We start from the raw sequence: 15,942 nt of genomic DNA, 5'->3' as shown, positions 1-15,942 counted from the left end.
GACGTAGCTTAAACAAACACCTCGGTCAGTCCCCTCTCCCTCTGGGAGAGGGTTAGGGTGAGGGCTGAACCTGCAGAATCACTTCTCGAGTTTCTGCGGAGTATCTTCGCCCATACACCGCACAGCTTTTTTCTGCGCGTTGATCAACACCCCGGTCAGGCCTTTCTGTTCGGTATCGAACAGCACCAGCACGCCATCAATGCACTGCGCCACTTGCGGCGCAGGTGTCAGCGAGACTTTGTAGTCCTCGCCCGGCACGGTCTTGAGCATGGTGAATTCGCTGAGCAGCAACGCATCCTCCGGCTTGGCGAAGTGCAGGTAGCCGTAGTACCACAGCGCCCCGACGGTGCCGAGGATGCTGCAGATACCGGTGATGATCAGCGGGATGGCATTACGTTCTTCACTCATTGCGGGGTCTCATCTTCGGAATTCGGGGGCGGCGGATAATTGGGGATTTCGCCGAGGCGGCGCAGGCCGTCGAAGTGTTCGGGGTCGTCGAGATAGCGCAGCATGACCTGACGCCACACCGGGTCGCCGAAGGTCTGCACATGACCACCACGGGTCAGTTGCAACACACGCGGCGGCGGCGCTGCCTGATACAGGCGAATGCCGTTGGCCATCGGCACCAGCGGATCGTCGATGCTATGGAAGATCAGCTTCGGCACGCCGGTCAGCTGCGCCATCGAGTTGATTGCGCTGTCGCCGTCCGGCACCAGCCACGACAGCGGCACTTGCAATGGCCAGGTCAGCCACGAAGTGCTGAGGGCGAATTGGCCGACGCTGCGATAACTGGCCGGCACGCCATCCAGCACCAGGGCCTTGAGTTGTTTTTGCCGCTCCGGGTGCTGCGCCAGCCAATGCACCGACATCGCGCCGCCCAGACTCTGCCCGAGCAGCACCAGCGGTTTGCCTTTGACCTCGGGCGCGTTGTCGAGCCAGGCGAACGCGGCGTCGATGTCCTGGTAGATCGCCGGCAGGCTCGGCTTGCCTTCGGACAAACCGTAGCCGCGATAGTCGACCAACAAGACCTGATAGCCGTTCTTCGGCAACCACCAGCTGCCGCCCAGATGCATCGGCAGATTGCCGCCGTTGCCGTGCAGATGCAGGACCGTGCCTTTGACCTCGACGCCAGGTTTGGCCGGCAGCCACCAGGCGTTGAGTTTCAAGCCATCAGCGGTGAGCAGGGTGACGGTGCGGTATTCGAGTTTGGCTTTGTCCGGGGTGAAGATCTGGCCCGGTTCCGGGTAGAACAGTAGCGAACTGCAACCACCGAGGGTCAAGAGCAGGCAAAGGATGCCGAGGATTCTCATCCGGTGAAACCTCGCAAAGAAGAGAACTGAACACAAATCAAACCTGTGGGAGCGAGCCTGCTCGCGAAAGCGGTGTATCAGCCGACATCAATGTTGAAGGTGAAATCGCATTCGCGAGCAGGCTCGCTCCCACAAGGGGTTCGGTGCTGGGTCTAGAGGATATTGGAGTAATCCGCCTCAATCCGGTCCAGGCTCAAATGGTTGAGGAAGTTGGAGAAACACATCCACGCCGACAACGCATTCAAGTCACGGAACTGATCCGGCAGATACTTCGGCGGCACCACCAGGCCTTCATCCACCAGTTGGCGCAAGGTCCGCATGTCTTCCAGTGTGGTCTTGCCACAGAACAACAACGGAATCTGCTCGAGCTTGCCCTTGCGCACGGCCAACTGAATGTAGTTGTAAACCATGATGAAGCCCTTGAGGTAGGACAAGTCTTTGGTGAATGGCAGACCGGTCGGCGTCGAGCCACGGAAAACCCGGCTGGCGTTGCCGTAGCTTTCGGCCATCTCGAAACCCTGCTCGCGGAAGAATTCGTAGATCTGCAAAAAGTCGGCGCCCTCTTCCACCATATGAATCGCACGGGTGCGGTTGGTCAGTTTGCGCAGGCGACTCGGGTAAGAGGCGAAGGTGATGATTTCCATCAGGATCGCCAGGCCTTCCTGGGTCACCGTCGACGAGGGCGGGCCTTTCGACAGGAACGTGCAGATCGGCTGATTCAAGCCATTGAGTGTGGTGCCGACGTGCACCAGGCCTTCGTGGACTTCCAATGCACGGACGTCGCGGTCGTTGAACAGCGCGTCGGTGCGGATCTTGATGTAGTCAGCGCCTGCGGCGGCGTCGGCGACGATGCCGTCGGACTCGAACACGCGAATGGTTTCTTCGGCCTCACCGAATACCTTGTTCAGTCGGGTCTGCAGCAGGTGCACTGCGTCTTTGGCGGTGAGGATTTTCGGCTCGTCCTTCAGATCGCCGCGTCCGTCGATGTTGTTCAGGTAGTCGGACATCATCAGGCCGAGGTCGGCCAATGTCGGGTCACCGGCGTGGAAGGCATCGGACGCCGCGCCGTACAGCTCCTGCGAGATCAGGCCGAAGTCCTCGGTGCCGCGCGCTTCGAGCATGCGCACCACCATGCGGTATTCCTTGCACATGCGCCGCATGATCTGCCCGACCGGGTTGAACTGGCCGAGCTGGCGGGTGATGTCGCGCTCGATGTTCTGGAATTCCAGTTTGACCTGGCTCGAATCGAACGACAGCGGGCGGTTGAGGTAGTAGTCGCGATCCACCGCCGGCATTTCCTTGCCCTTGGCCTTGAGGAAGCCCTTGCGCACGTTGTCGTCCCACTTGACCGCATCGAGCACGCGGATCGGCGTCTGCGCCAGCACAATGCGATCGGACAACATGCGTATCGTCTGCTGGTAATCGTCCACCCGAAACTCCTGTAGAAAACGTGACGTGCTGAAACTCAGACTTTTGATCGTTCCCACGCTCTGCGTGGGAATGTCGCCCGGGACGCGCCGCGTCCCTTTTTGCTGCGTGACGCAGAGCGTCACAGGATGCATTCCCACGCGGAGCGAGGGAACGATCATCAACGGCTCGTTCCCACAGGGTGTAGCGTGAAACGCTAGACCGACGCCAGCACCAGGTGCATATACCGCGTCAGAATCCCGAGCATGTCCTCTTCGGCCAGAGGCTCGGCGTCGTTGAGCAGGCCCTGATATTCCATCCGGCCGATAATCGCCGTCAACACCTTGGCATCCTGCTGCGGTTCGCGCGAGCCCAGTACCTGGAACAACTGGCAGGTGCCCTGCAGCAGAATCTGCTGATGCGAGCGCACCAGAATGGCCAGACGCGGGTTGAGCAGCGCTTCCTGGCGGAACGCCTGCTCGGCCATCAGATGCTCGCGCCGATTGATCAATTGCCGGTGCACGTAATCGGCCATCAGCCGCGCGATGTCATCGGCCAGTTGCGAGCGCGACTCCGGGCTGCCGTCGGCGCTGACCACCATTTCGCGCAACAGACCCTCGTTATTGATCCACAACTTGGCCATGTACGCCGCGCTGCGTTCAACGTATTGGGCGAAGGTATCGGTGAGCAGGTCATCGATGTCCTTGAAGTAATACGTGGTCGCCGACAGCGGCACGCCGGCCTCCGCCGCGACCGCACGATGGCGCACGGCACGCACGCCGTCGCGCACGACAATGCGCATCGCGGCGTCGAGAATGTCCTGGCGACGCTGCTCACTGCCCTGTCGGCTGGCCTTGCGGCCCTGGTACTGAACACTTTCAGCGACCGCAGTGGCGATACCCGCTGCACCTTCTTGAGCTAATGCACCCATCACGACAGCACTTCCTCTACTAATGCCAAATTAACCAATTGATACATTTGTACCAGACAGGCAATAAAAAGCCGCCTGTTTTAGGCGGCTTTTTAACTGAAACGTTTACGCTTGCGGTCGCATGTGCGGGAACAGGATCACATCGCGGATCGACGGCGAGTTGGTCAGCAACATCACCAGACGATCGATGCCGATACCTTCGCCGGCGGTTGGCGGCATGCCGTACTCCAGCGCACGGACGAAGTCGGCGTCGTAGTGCATGGCTTCATCGTCGCCGGCGTCCTTGTCGGCCACCTGCGCCATGAAGCGCTCGGCCTGGTCTTCGGCGTCGTTCAACTCGGAGTAGGCGTTGGCGATTTCACGACCACCAATGAACAGCTCGAAGCGGTCGGTGACGTTCGGGTTCTCGTCGTTACGACGGGCCAGCGGCGACACTTCGAACGGGTACTGAGTGATGAAGTGCGGCTGCTCCAGCTTGTGCTCGACCAGTTCTTCGAAAATCATCACCTGCAATTTGCCCAGACCTTCGAAGCCCAGCACCTTGGCGCCGGCCTTCTTGGCGATGGCGCGAGCCTTGTCGATGTCGTTCAGATCATCGGCAGTCAGCTCAGGGTTGTACTTGAGGATCGAGTCGAACACCGACAGACGCACGAACGGCTCGCCGAAGTGGAACACTTTGTCGCCGTACGGCACGTCGGTGCTGCCCAGCACCAGCTGCGCCAGCTCGCGGAACAGTTCTTCGGTCAGGTCCATGTTGTCTTCGTAATCGGCGTACGCCTGATAGAACTCCAACATGGTGAATTCAGGATTGTGACGAGTCGAAACGCCTTCGTTACGGAAGTTGCGGTTGATCTCGAAGACTTTCTCGAAACCACCGACCACCAGACGCTTCAGATACAGCTCAGGGGCGATACGCAGGAACATTTCCATGTCCAGCGCGTTGTGGTGGGTTTCGAACGGCTTGGCTGCAGCGCCGCCGGGAATGGTCTGCAGCATCGGCGTTTCGACTTCGAGGAAGTCGCGCTTCATCAGGAAGCTGCGGATGTGCGCGATCACTTGCGAACGCACGCGGAAGGTCTGGCGCACGTCTTCGTTGACGATCAGGTCGACGTAGCGCTGGCGGTAGCGCTGTTCGGTGTCGGTCAGGCCGTGGTGCTTGTCCGGCAGCGGGCGCAGCGACTTGGTCAGCAGGCGCACGTTGGTCATTTCAACGTACAGGTCGCCTTTGCCGGAACGCGCCAGGGTGCCTTCGGCGGCAATGATGTCGCCCATGTCCCAGGTTTTCACCGCGGCCAGGGTTTCTTCGGACAGTGTCTTGCGGTTGACGTAGACCTGAATGCGCCCGGTCATGTCCTGGATCACCATGAACGAGCCACGGTTGAGCATGATGCGACCGGCAACCTTGACCGGGATTGCAGCCTCTGCCAGCTCTTCCTTGGTCTTGTCCGCGTACTGTTTCTGCAAGGCATCGCAGTAGTTGTCGCGGCGGAAGTCGTTCGGGAAGGCATTGCCCTTGGCGCGCTCGGCAGCAAGCTTTTCCTTGCGCAGGGCGATCAGGGAGTTTTCTTCCTGTTGCAGGGCTTGCGGGTCGAGTTGTAGGTCGCTCATGTCTTTAAGTATTCCATCAGGTTCGTTGCCCCCAGCCTTCGGCTGGGGATCGCGGGCGAGCCCGCTCCCACAGAGGGTGTTACAGGCCGGATTTCAGGCTGGCTTCCAGGTACTCGTCGATGTCGCCGTCGAGCACCTTGTCGCAATCGCTGCGTTCGATGTTGGTCCGCAGATCCTTGATCCGCGAGGCATCGAGCACGTAAGAGCGGATCTGGTGACCCCAGCCGATATCGGACTTGGTGTCTTCCAGCGCCTGCGAGGCCGCATTGCGCTTCTGCATTTCCTGCTCGTACAACTTGGCCCGCAGCATTTTCATGGCGGTGTCCTTGTTGGCGTGCTGGGAACGTTCGTTCTGGCAGCTGACCACGGTGTTGGTCGGTACGTGGGTGATACGTACGGCCGAGTCGGTGGTGTTTACGTGCTGACCACCGGCACCGGAGGAACGATAGGTGTCGATCCGCAGGTCTGCCGGGTTGATTTCGATTTCCACCTTGTCATCGATCTCTGGCGAGACGAAAACCGCGGAGAACGAGGTATGGCGACGGTTGCCGGAGTCGAACGGGCTCTTGCGCACCAGACGGTGCACGCCGATCTCGGTACGCAGCCAGCCAAAGGCGTATTCGCCCTTGATGTGCACGGTCGCGCCCTTGATCCCGGCGACTTCACCGGCGGACAGTTCCATGATGGTCGCATCGAAACCGCGTTTGTCGGCCCAGCGCAGGTACATGCGCAGCAGGATGTTGGCCCAGTCCTGCGCTTCGGTACCGCCGGAACCGGCCTGGATGTCCAGGTAGGCGTTGTTCGGGTCCATTTCATGGCTGAACATGCGGCGGAATTCCAGCTTGGCCAGATTTTCCTCGAGACGGGCCAGCTCGGCGACGACATCGCCCACTGCGCCTTCGTCATTCTCTTCGACGGCCATGTCCAGCAGGTCGCGGCAATCGGCCAGACCGCCGTTCAGTTCGTCGAGGGTGTCGACGATCTGCGCCAGCGCAGCACGCTCGCGGCCCAGCTCCTGGGCGTATTCAGGTTTGTTCCAGACACTCGGATCTTCAAGCTCGCGGTTGACCTCGGTCAGACGCTCATGCTTTTGATCGTAGTCAAAGATACCCCCGAATAGTTTCGGAGCGCTCGGACAGGTCCTTGATGGTGTTCAGGATCGGGTTGATTTCCATGACGGGCAGCACTCGTTGGCGAACTTTTGAAAGCCGGCGAGTATAACGTAAACAGGCTGTCGCGGCAGCCCGTCTGGCGGTGAATGGGCCGAGATTGCTGCCCTCACCCTAGCCCTCTCCCGGAGGGAGAGGGGACCGATCGGGGGATATTTGAAACATACGCAGAATAGAATGGCTTCACCGAATCCGTGATCGCCAAGCCTGAAGATCCACAATCGCTGCGATCTCTCAGGTCGATGTCTGGCCCGAGACACCTCGGTCGGCCCCCTCTCCCTCCGGGAGAGGGCTGGGGTGAGGGCATCGGCCGTTACTCGATCCCGACCTGATTGCGCCCATTGTTCTTGGCCAGATACAACCCGCGATCCGCCGCCGAGATCAGCAGCCGGCAATCACTCCCCGCCTGGGGCACCATGGTCGCCAGACCGATGCTGATGGTCAGACTGGAACCCTCGGCCGGCGTGTTGTGCGGAATTTTCAGCGCCGCCACAGTCTGGCGCAGTTTTTCGGCCAACAGCCGCGCGCCGCCCGGCGAAGTGTTTGGCAGGACCAGCACAAACTCCTCGCCGCCATAACGCGCCGGCAGGTCCGATGGCCGCGAGCTGGCGTCACGGATGGCTGTGGCGACCTTGCGCAACGCTTCGTCGCCTTCAACGTGGCCGAAACTGTCGTTGTACGACTTGAAGTAATCGACGTCGATCATCAGCAGTGAAAGCTGCGTCTGATCGCGCAACGAACGGCGCCACTCCAGTTCCAGGTACTCGTCAAAGTGACGACGGTTGGACAGCCCGGTCAGGCCATCGGAGTTCATCAGCCGTTGCAGCACCAGATTGGTGTCGAGCAACTGCTGCTGGCTGACCCGCAACGCACGGTACGCGGCGTCGCGTTGCAGCAATGTCATGTAGGAACGCGAGTGGTAGCGGATCCGCGCGACCAGTTCGATGGTGTCCGGCAGTTTCACCAGATAATCGTTGGCGCCAGCGGAAAACGCCGCGCTCTTGATCAGCGGGTCTTCCTTGGTCGAGAGGACGATGATCGGGATGTCCTTGGTCGCCGGATGATTGCGGTATTCGCGCACCAGGCTCAGGCCATCAAGGCCGGGCATCACCAGATCCTGGAGGATCACCGTCGGTTTGATCCGCACCGCCTGGGCGATGGCCTGCTGCGGGTCGGAGCAGAAGTGGAAGTCGATGTTTTCCTGATTCGACAGCCCACGGCGCACCGCTTCGCCGATCATCGCCTGATCATCCACCAACAACACCATGGCGGCGTTCTCGTCGGTTTTAATGTCGTCGATCTGTAAATCATTCATGAGCGGTCACCTGAGTACTGCGGGGGCCTGGATTGCGGAACAACCTGTTCATTTGGGGAAAATCTCCAGCAATCGTGGCGCTATCTTTTCCAGCGGGCGGATTTCCACCGCGGCATCGATCGCCGCGGCAGCCTTGGGCATGCCGTACACCGCACTGCTGTGCTGATCCTGCGCAATGGTCAAATAACCCTGCTGGCGCATGAGCTTAAGCCCTTGCGCGCCATCGCGCCCCATCCCGGTCAATAAAACCCCGACGGCGTCACCGTTCCAGTAACTGGCGACGCTCTCGAAAAACACGTCGATCGAGGGCCGATAGATCTCGTTGACCGGTTCGGCGGTGTAGGCCAGCGTGCCGTTTTTCAACAGGCGAATATGGTGATTGGTCCCGGCGAGCAGCACCGCACCACTTTGCGGCGGCTCGCCTTCGCGGGCCAGACGCACATCGAGGCCGCTGGCACTGGCCAGCCATTCGGCCATGCCGGCGGCGAACACCTGATCGACATGCTGCACCAGCACGATCGCGGCGGAAAAATCCTTCGGCAGGCCTTTGAGCAGCACTTCCAGCGCCGCCGGCCCACCGGCAGACGAACCGATCGCCACCAGCCGCTGACGTGACGGCGAACTGCGCGGCGAACTCGGCGCCGGGCGCGCGCGTGGCGCCTTGTCGCCGATCAGCCAGCCGATGTTGAGGATCTTGCGCAACAACGGCGCCGCCGCTTCCTGGGCATTGCCGGCGCCGATCGCCGGGGTGTCGACCACATCCAGCGCGCCGTGGCCCATGGCCTCGAACACGCGGTGCACGTTCTGTTGACGATCCACGGTGACGATGACAATCGCGCACGGCGTTTCGGCCATGATCCGCCGCGTGGCCTCGACGCCGTCCATGATCGGCATGATCAGATCCATCAAAATCAGGTCTGGCGTGCACTCGGCGCAGCGTTGCACCGCCTCGGCGCCGTTGCTGGCGACCCAGATCACCTGATGCGCCGGCTCGAAGGCCAGCGCCCGGCGCAGAGCCTCCACCGCCAAGGGCATGTCGTTGACGATTGCGATCCTCATGTCCGCGCTCCTCCGATGAGCTCGACCACTGCATCGAGCAGGGCGTCGTCATGAAAACTGGCTTTGGCTAGATAATAGTCGGCGCCGGCATCCAGTCCACGGCGGCGGTCTTCTTCGCGATCCTTGTACGACACGACCATCACCGGCAGCGATTGCAGGCGGTTGTCGCGGCGCAGCAGCGTGACCAGCTCGATGCCGTCCATGCGCGGCATGTCGATGTCGGTGATCAGCAGATCGAAGTTCTCCGAACGCAGCGCGTTCCAGCCATCCATGCCGTCCACCGCCACCGCGACGTCGTAGCCACGATTGAGCAGCAGTTTGCGTTGCAGCTCGCGCACGGTCAGCGAATCGTCGACCACCAAGACTCGTTTGCGCGCCGCTTCGGCAGCTTGATTGCCGTGGCGGGCAATGCGCTCCAGGCGCCCGGTGTTGAGCAGTTTGTCCACCGAACGCAGCATGTCTTCGACATCGACGATCAGCACCACCGAGCCATCATCGAGCAAGGCCCCGGCGGAGATGTCCTGAACCTTGCCCAGACGCTCGTCCAGCGGCAACACCACGAGCGTGCGCTCACCCACGAAGCGCTCGACCGCCACCCCATAAATCGCCTCGCGCTCGCGGATCACCACGACTTTCAGGGTAGCGCCATCGTTCTGACTGGCCGGGCGATTGAGCAACTGGCTGGCCGCAACCAGCCCGACATGCTGGCCTTCGTGCCAGAAATGCTGACGTCCTTCGACCTGCACGATGTCTTCCGGGGCCAGATCGCACATGCGTTCGATGTGCGCCAGCGGGAACGCGTAAGCCTCTTCACCGACTTCCACCACCAGACTGCGCACCACCGAAAGCGTCAACGGCACCTCCAAATGGAAACGACTGCCCTCGCCCGCCGTCTGCTCCAGCACCACGGCCCCACGCAACTGGCGAACCATGTGCTGAACAGCGTCGAGACCGACGCCGCGCCCGGACACTTCGGTAACCTTGTCGCGCAGGCTGAAGCCCGGCAGAAACAGGAAGGTCAGCAGTTCCTCTTCGCTCAATTGCGCTGCGGTTTCGGCTGGGGATAACTGCCGTTCGACGATGCTGCGGCGGACTTTTTCCAGATCGACGCCACCGCCGTCGTCGCTCAATTCCAGCACCAGCAAACCGGCCTGATGGGAAGCGCGCAGGCGAATCAGGCCCTCTTCCGGCTTGCCCTTGAGCAGGCGTTGCTCCGGGGTTTCGATGCCGTGATCGACAGCGTTGCGCAGCAAGTGAGTCAGCGGCGCTTCGAGCTTTTCCAGCACATCGCGATCGACCTGGGTTTTCTCGCCTTCGATCTCCAGGCGCACCTGCTTGCCGAGGCTGCGACCGAGGTCGCGAACCATGCGCGCCTGCCCGCTCAACACGTCGGCGAACGGGCGCATGCGACAGGCCAGCGCGGTGTCATAGAGCACTTGCGCGCGCTGACTGGCCTGCCAGGCGAATTCGTCGAGTTCGGCGTTTTTCTCGCTGAGCAGTTGCTGCGACTCGGCGAGCAAACGTCGCGCATCTTCCAGCGACTCGAGCGCTTCCAGGCTCAGTGCATGCTCCTTCAGGTGCACATTGAGATTTTCCAGCGCGCGCAGGCCGTTGTTCTGCATGCGTTTGAGGCGCTGCATGGTCGCCAGATGCGGCTTGAGACGCTGGGTTTCCACCAGCGATTTGCTCGACAGATCGAGCAGGCTGTTCAGGCGCTCGGCGGTGACGCGCAAGACGCGCTCGCCGCCCTCGGTGGTGCGTTTGTTTTTACGCGGGGTCGGCTCGGCGGGCTCGTCCATGATCGGCGCTGTCGCTGTTGGCGCGGGCTCGACCTGCAACTCGGCCATCGTCGGCGTGGCAACCACAGCGGCTGGCGCCGACGGATCGAGCAAATGCCCCATCAGCGCCACGTAGGCTTCAATGTCCGCAGGTTGCGGCGCATTGGCCGGCGTGGCGATGCGCATCAGCAGGTCGGTGCCCTGCAACAACGCGTCGATGTGTTCGGGACGCAGCAACAAACGCCCTTCCTGGGCGCTGACCAGGCAATCTTCCATGACGTGGGCGACGCTGACGCCGCTGTCGATACCAACAATCCGCGCTGCGCCTTTGAGGGAGTGCGCCGCGCGCATGCACGACTCCAACTGATCGGCCTGGGTCGGATTGCGCTCCAGCGCCAGCAGCCCGGCGCTGAGCACTTGGGTCTGGGCCTCGGCTTCGAGGCTGAACAGCTCGAGCAGGGAGGCGTCGCGCATTTGCTCGGGGGTCATGTCAGGCTCCGGGTCACGGCGGTCAACAGCTGTTCTTCATCCAGCCAGCGCAGGCTGCGACCGCGATATTGCAGAACGCCACGGGTGTACTTGGCACTGGCCTGCGCACCGGACTGTGACGCAGCATCGAGGATGCGTTCGTCGATGGCATGAATGCCGTCGACCTCGTCCACCGGCACCACCACCGGCCCGCCATGGGCAGCGATGATCAGCATGCGCGGCATGACTCGCCCGCCGCTGGCCGGCGCAACGCTGCCGTCGAGGTCGAGCAATTCCACCAGCGACAGGCACGCGACCAAGGCGCCACGGACATTGGCCACGCCGAGCAAGGCCCGCGAGCGCTGGTGCGGCAGCGAATGTATCGCCTGCAACGGCGCGACTTCGACAAGCGTGCACGTGGCCAGTCCGAGCCATTCCTCGCCGAGGCGAAACATCAGCAGCGAGCGGGTCTTGACGTCGATTTCGACTTTGCTGACCACTGCTTCGCGCTGGTCCTGCTGCAACGAATAACGGTCGAGCAGGCGTGTGGCGGCGGCGGAATACACCGAGCAGTTGCGGCAATGAATGTGCTCTTCCAGCAACGGGCAGGACTTGTCGCCATGAATGCCGATGCGGTTCCAGCAATCGTCGATGGCGCGGGCGTCTTCGTGGGTAACGTTCAAGTTGTCGGACGCGCTCATCGTTTACGCTCACTGTCGGCGGTGCGCCCGCTGCGGGCGGCGCGCTCCTGCAATCGTCGGGCACCCGCCGTGTCGCCCTGAGCCTGTAGCAACGCGGCCAGGTGCATCAACGCTTCGGGATGTTGCGGTTCAAGGTACAAGGCCTTGCGGTAATAACCCTGGGCTTCGAGGCTCGAGCCGGCAACATCGCTGAGCAGCCCGAGCCAGTAGAACACCTGCGCCACCGGCTCATGGCTGCGCAGATAGTGTTCGCACGCGGCACGGGCCTCGGCGCTTTTGCCTTCGTTGGCCAGTGCAGCGATTTGCGCCAGCAGCGTCGCGGCGTCGGGGTTGGCAGTTTTTTTCGTCACCGGCAAAGCCGTCACGGCAGCGAACGGCCGATTGCGCACTGGCGCTGGCGGCGCGCTGCGCAATGGCTGGCTGACCGGCACGGCGACCGCTTTCGGCGTCGGCAGCGGTTCGGGGTGCGGCTCGCTGTGACGGCTGAAAGCGAACGACTGCGGGATGCCGATCGAGCGCATGCCCAAGCGCCCGAGCAGACTGCCCTCCGCCGGGCCGATAAACAGCACGCCGTCAACATGGGTCAGGCGCTTGAGCACTTCGAACACCTGCTTTTGCGTCGGCTGGTCGAAGTAGATCAGTAGGTTGCGGCAGAACACGAAATCGAAGGCTGGCTCGCTCGCCAACAGTGTCGGATCGAGGACATTGCCGACTTGCCAGCGCACCTGTTCGCGAACGTATTCGTTGACCCGGTGGCCGTCCTGCTCAGGCATGAAATGCCGATCGCGAAATTGCAGATCCTGCCCGCGAAACGAGTTCTTGCCGTAAACAGCACGGCGCGCCTTGTCCACCGACAACGGGCTGATGTCCATGCCATCGACCTTGAACTGATGCGGCTTGAGCCCGGCATCAAGCAGGGCCATGGCGATCGAATAGGGTTCTTCGCCGGTCGAGCACGGCAGGCTGAGGATGCGCAACGCGCGCATGTTGTTCAGCTCGGCGAGACGCTGACGGGCCAGTTTGCCCAAGGTGGCGAAGGATTCCGGGTAACGGAAAAACCATGTTTCCGGAACGATCACCGCTTCGATCAGTGCCTGCTGTTCATCCCGCGAGCCTTGCAACAGCTGCCAGTATTCGTCGGCGTGGGCGGCCTGGGACAGCGTGGTGCGCTGGCGCACGGCACGCTCGATGATCGCCGCGCCCACCGAAGCGACATCGAGGCCGATGCGTTCCTTGAGGAAATCGAAAAAGCGCTGATCACCACTCATGGCTGCGCCTCTAACTGCGCCGGATCACGCGGCGGATCGGGGAACAGCAAACCGCGCACGGCGTCATCGAGCAAGTCATTGACCCGCACCCATTGCAGCAATCCCTGCGCATCTTCGCGCACCGGGCCGAGGTATGGCGCCTCGCGGTTATCGAGGCCGTAGGGCTGGAAATCTTGCGGATGACAGCGCAGCGTGTCGGTGGCCTGCTCGAGAATCAGCCCGAGCCATTGCGCTGCTTGCGCTTGATCCGGCTGATAATTGACCAGCACCAGCCGCGTGCTGGTGCGCGCCTCGGCGGGCCGGCCAAAAGTCAGCGCACTGAGGTCGATCACCGGCACCACCGCCCCGCGATAGGCGAACACCCCGGCCACCCAGTGCGGCGCCCGGGCAATCGGCTTCAACGGCAGGCGCGGCAGCACTTCGGCCACTTCGGTGGCGCGCAGGGCGTAGCGTTCGCTGCCGATGCGAAACAGCAGAAACAGCGCCTGCTTCGCCACTGGCGCACTGCCCCGTTTGGCGATGATTTCGCTCATCAGACTTTGAATCGCGAAACGCCGCTGCGCAGGCCGACGGCCACCTGGCTCAGTTCGTCGATGGCGAAACTGGCCTGACGCAGCGATTCGACGGTCTGGCTGCTGGCATCGCCCAACTGCACCAGCGCATGGTTGATCTGTTCGGCGCCAGTGGCCTGGGCCTGCATGCCTTCGTTGACCATCAGCACGCGCGGCGCCAGTGCCTGCACCTGATGGATGATCTGCGACAGCTGCTCGCCGACCTGCTGCACTTCCGACATGCCGCGGCGCACTTCTTCGGAAAACTTGTCCATGCCCATCACCCCGGCCGACACCGCCGACTGGATCTCGCGAACCATCTGTTCGATGTCGTAGGTGGCCACGGCGGTCTGATCGGCCAGACGCCGGACTTCGGTGGCGACTACGGCAAACCCGCGACCGTACTCGCCGGCCTTCTCGGCTTCGATCGCTGCGTTGAGCGACAGCAGGTTGGTTTGGTCAGCCACTTTGACGATGGTCACCACCACCTGATTGATGTTGCCGGCCTTCTCGTTGAGGATCGCCAGTTTGGCGTTGACCAGATCCGCCGCGCCCATGACCGAGTGCATGGTGTCTTCCATGCGCGCCAGGCCTTGCTGGCCGGAGCCGGCGAGCACCGAGGCCTGATCGGCAGCGGTGGACACTTCGGTCATGGTGCGCACCAGATCCCGCGAGGTCGCGGCGATCTCACGGGAGGTTGCGCCGATTTCGGTGGTAGTCGCTGCGGTTTCGGTGGCGGTGGCTTGTTGCTGCTTGGACGTGGCAGCGATTTCGGTCACCGAGGTGGTCACCTGCACCGAGGAGCGCTGGGCTTGGGATACCAGCGACGTCAGCTCGGTCATCATGTCGTTGAAGCCGGTTTCGACTGCGCCGAACTCGTCCTTGCGATCAAGGTTCAGGCGCGAACTCAGATCACCGGTGCGCATGATGTCGAGGATGGTCACGATGCGGTTCATCGGCGCCATGATCGCGCGCATCAGCAGCAGACCACATAGGCCGGCGGCCAGCACCGCGACCAGCAGGGAAATGACCATGCTGACTTTGGCCGTTGCCACCGCGTCGTCGATGTTGGCCATGGCGGTATCGGCAACAACTTTGTTCTCGCCAATGATGTCGTTGAGCTTCATGCGTCCGGTGTACCACGCCGGGGTCAGCTTCTCGTTGAACAGCTTGATGGCATCGGCTTCCAGATTGCGCTTGTGCAGGTCCAGCACGGCATCCTGAATCTGCATGTAGGTATCGTGGTACTTCTCGAACAGGGCGAATTCGGAACGGTCTTCATCGGTGGCCATGGTCTTGCGATAGCTGGCCATATGTTCTTGCAGACGCGCCTCGAACGCCTTGTAGTCGGCAGCGTCTTCACTGGAAACGCCCTGGCCTTCCTTGAGGCCGAGCAGTTTTTGGGTCTGCAAATAACTGTCGACCCAAGCGCCGCGAATCATCGAGCTGTAATAGACGCCGGGGATGGCATCGTCGCGCACGCTGTTTTCACTGGCCTCGATCTTCAGCAACCGCGAGTAGGACAGCACCACCATCAACAGCATGATGGCGATAATCACCGCAAAGCTCGCCAAAATGCGTTGGCGCAACGTCCAGTTCTTCACAGTGAATCCTCGTGCCTGATCGAAATGCGGGGAGTATAGCCGAGGGCGGTGTTTCATTTATAAGACGCTTTCGCTGGCAGTACTGTCCTTGTGGGAGCGAGCCTGCTCGCGAAGGCAACACCGCGGTCCCGGCAAATCGCCAACTGCGCAAGAAGTTGCGCAGTTGCCCGTAATATTTCAGGGCCTGAATCCCCTGCAGCCCAAGCATTTCAAGGCCTGCAGCCAAGTGCGCAAGAAGTTGCGCAGTACTGCGCAACTTCTTGCGCACTTTCTCCCGACTTTCCCGCTGAAAATCGCCCCGAATGATGACCAACCAGCGTGGCGTCCCCGCCATCCGGGCACCGCGCAAAACCTGGCACGCTCCTTGATAACCCTCAGCCACCCACCGGGCGATTTCGCCTCCGGGCACCCTAACTTTATCCGCAAGGAGAGCACCCCATGGCAACACCAGCGTACATGTCGGTTACCGGCGAAAAACAAGGCCTGATCACTGCCGGCGCTTTCACCGCCGACTCCGTTGGCAACACCTACCAGGAAGGCCACGAAGACCAGGTTATGGTTCAGGCTTTCACCCACGACGTGATCATCCCGCGTGACCCGCAATCCGGTCAGCCAACCGGTCAGCGCGTACACAAGCCAGTTGTGATCACCAAGGTCTACGACAAGGCTTCGCCACTGCTGCAAGCAGCTCTGACTTCCGGCGAGCGCATGAGCGAAATCGTTATCCAGTGGTACCGCACTTCGGCTCAAGGCACCCAAGAGCACTACTACAC

The 15,942-nt window shown here is 61.7% G+C and carries 14 protein-coding genes; 1 reads left to right on the top strand and 13 read right to left on the bottom strand.

The window, feature by feature from the left end; translation table 11 throughout:
• Positions 1-78 precede the first annotated feature (78 nt).
• The 13 genes from V8J63_RS13340 to V8J63_RS13280 form a co-directional block, all read right to left on the bottom strand.
• Positions 79-408, bottom strand: coding sequence for a hypothetical protein (locus V8J63_RS13340; protein ID WP_125927847.1), 330 nt, complete (start codon positions 406-408; stop codon positions 79-81).
• The gene (locus tag V8J63_RS13335) at positions 405-1,310 is read right to left on the bottom strand and encodes an alpha/beta hydrolase (RefSeq protein WP_336464184.1); all 906 of its coding nucleotides are present in this window, start codon (positions 1,308-1,310) and stop codon (positions 405-407) included. Before V8J63_RS13335 ends, V8J63_RS13340 begins: the two co-directional genes overlap by 4 nt.
• Positions 1,311-1,462: 152 nt before the next feature.
• The gene (locus tag V8J63_RS13330; protein ID WP_166554750.1) at positions 1,463-2,713 is read right to left on the bottom strand and encodes a flavohemoglobin expression-modulating QEGLA motif protein; all 1,251 of its coding nucleotides are present in this window, start codon (positions 2,711-2,713) and stop codon (positions 1,463-1,465) included.
• A gap of 221 nt (positions 2,714-2,934) precedes the next feature.
• Positions 2,935-3,648, bottom strand: coding sequence for a TetR/AcrR family transcriptional regulator (locus V8J63_RS13325; protein ID WP_016771505.1), 714 nt, complete (start codon positions 3,646-3,648; stop codon positions 2,935-2,937).
• Between the two features lie 105 nt (positions 3,649-3,753).
• A complete protein-coding gene (gene lysS, locus V8J63_RS13320; RefSeq protein WP_024011743.1) occupies positions 3,754-5,256 on the bottom strand; it encodes a lysine--tRNA ligase in 1,503 nt (500 codons plus the stop codon).
• A 79-nt stretch (positions 5,257-5,335) separates the two neighbouring features.
• Positions 5,336-6,431 (bottom strand): peptide chain release factor 2 gene (gene prfB, locus V8J63_RS13315; protein WP_099758102.1). Its coding sequence is split into 2 segments (ribosomal slippage): positions 5,336-6,358 and positions 6,360-6,431, totalling 1,095 coding nucleotides; the frame shifts between segments, so codons are not numbered across the junction.
• 307 nt (positions 6,432-6,738) lie between these two features.
• Positions 6,739-7,740 carry a response regulator gene (locus tag V8J63_RS13310; RefSeq protein WP_016771507.1) on the bottom strand — a complete coding sequence of 334 codons (1,002 nt, stop codon included), beginning with the start codon at positions 7,738-7,740 and terminating at the stop codon, positions 6,739-6,741.
• Between the two features lie 48 nt (positions 7,741-7,788).
• The gene (locus tag V8J63_RS13305; RefSeq protein WP_122505651.1) at positions 7,789-8,799 is read right to left on the bottom strand and encodes a chemotaxis response regulator protein-glutamate methylesterase; all 1,011 of its coding nucleotides are present in this window, start codon (positions 8,797-8,799) and stop codon (positions 7,789-7,791) included.
• Positions 8,796-11,066: a hybrid sensor histidine kinase/response regulator gene (locus V8J63_RS13300; protein ID WP_336464183.1), complete on the bottom strand. Its 2,271-nt coding sequence runs from the start codon at positions 11,064-11,066 to the stop codon at positions 8,796-8,798. Before V8J63_RS13300 ends, V8J63_RS13305 begins: the two co-directional genes overlap by 4 nt.
• A complete protein-coding gene (locus tag V8J63_RS13295; RefSeq protein ID WP_336464182.1) occupies positions 11,063-11,746 on the bottom strand; it encodes a chemotaxis protein CheW in 684 nt (227 codons plus the stop codon). Before V8J63_RS13295 ends, V8J63_RS13300 begins: the two co-directional genes overlap by 4 nt.
• Positions 11,743-13,014 carry a CheR family methyltransferase gene (locus tag V8J63_RS13290; protein WP_336464181.1) on the bottom strand — a complete coding sequence of 424 codons (1,272 nt, stop codon included), beginning with the start codon at positions 13,012-13,014 and terminating at the stop codon, positions 11,743-11,745. The genes V8J63_RS13295 and V8J63_RS13290 overlap by 4 nt, the downstream gene beginning before the upstream one ends.
• Positions 13,011-13,547, bottom strand: a complete 537-nt coding sequence (locus tag V8J63_RS13285) for a chemotaxis protein CheW (RefSeq protein ID WP_016771511.1) — start codon at positions 13,545-13,547, stop codon at positions 13,011-13,013. Before V8J63_RS13285 ends, V8J63_RS13290 begins: the two co-directional genes overlap by 4 nt.
• Complete coding sequence (locus V8J63_RS13280) at positions 13,547-15,169, bottom strand: methyl-accepting chemotaxis protein (protein WP_133334930.1); 1,623 nt, start codon at positions 15,167-15,169, stop codon at positions 13,547-13,549. The genes V8J63_RS13285 and V8J63_RS13280 overlap by 1 nt, the downstream gene beginning before the upstream one ends.
• 438 nt (positions 15,170-15,607) lie before the next feature.
• On the opposite strand from V8J63_RS13280, the gene V8J63_RS13275 reads away from it, so the two are divergent.
• The coding region (locus tag V8J63_RS13275; protein WP_336464180.1) for an Hcp family type VI secretion system effector at positions 15,608-15,942 on the top strand (335 nt) is incomplete at its 3' end.

The organism is Pseudomonas sp. CCNWLW23 (assembly GCF_037095675.1).
Classification (GTDB): Bacteria; Pseudomonadota; Gammaproteobacteria; order Pseudomonadales; family Pseudomonadaceae; genus Aquipseudomonas; species Aquipseudomonas atacamensis.
This window is presented reverse-complemented; position numbering and strand designations above follow the sequence as displayed.

Coding starts and splice junctions, on each gene's coding strand:
- V8J63_RS13340 (WP_125927847.1), bottom strand. CDS start 408: ATGAGTGAAGAACGTAATGCCATCCCGCTGATCATCACCGGTATCTGC.
- V8J63_RS13335 (WP_336464184.1), bottom strand. CDS start 1,310: ATGAGAATCCTCGGCATCCTTTGCCTGCTCTTGACCCTCGGTGGTTGC.
- V8J63_RS13330 (WP_166554750.1), bottom strand. CDS start 2,713: ATGTTGTCCGATCGCATTGTGCTGGCGCAGACGCCGATCCGCGTGCTC.
- V8J63_RS13325 (WP_016771505.1), bottom strand. CDS start 3,648: ATGGGTGCATTAGCTCAAGAAGGTGCAGCGGGTATCGCCACTGCGGTC.
- lysS (WP_024011743.1), bottom strand. CDS start 5,256: ATGAGCGACCTACAACTCGACCCGCAAGCCCTGCAACAGGAAGAAAAC.
- V8J63_RS13310 (WP_016771507.1), bottom strand. CDS start 7,740: ATGAATGATTTACAGATCGACGACATTAAAACCGACGAGAACGCCGCC.
- V8J63_RS13305 (WP_122505651.1), bottom strand. CDS start 8,799: ATGAGGATCGCAATCGTCAACGACATGCCCTTGGCGGTGGAGGCTCTG.
- V8J63_RS13300 (WP_336464183.1), bottom strand. CDS start 11,066: ATGACCCCCGAGCAAATGCGCGACGCCTCCCTGCTCGAGCTGTTCAGC.
- V8J63_RS13295 (WP_336464182.1), bottom strand. CDS start 11,746: ATGAGCGCGTCCGACAACTTGAACGTTACCCACGAAGACGCCCGCGCC.
- V8J63_RS13290 (WP_336464181.1), bottom strand. CDS start 13,014: ATGAGTGGTGATCAGCGCTTTTTCGATTTCCTCAAGGAACGCATCGGC.
- V8J63_RS13285 (WP_016771511.1), bottom strand. CDS start 13,547: ATGAGCGAAATCATCGCCAAACGGGGCAGTGCGCCAGTGGCGAAGCAG.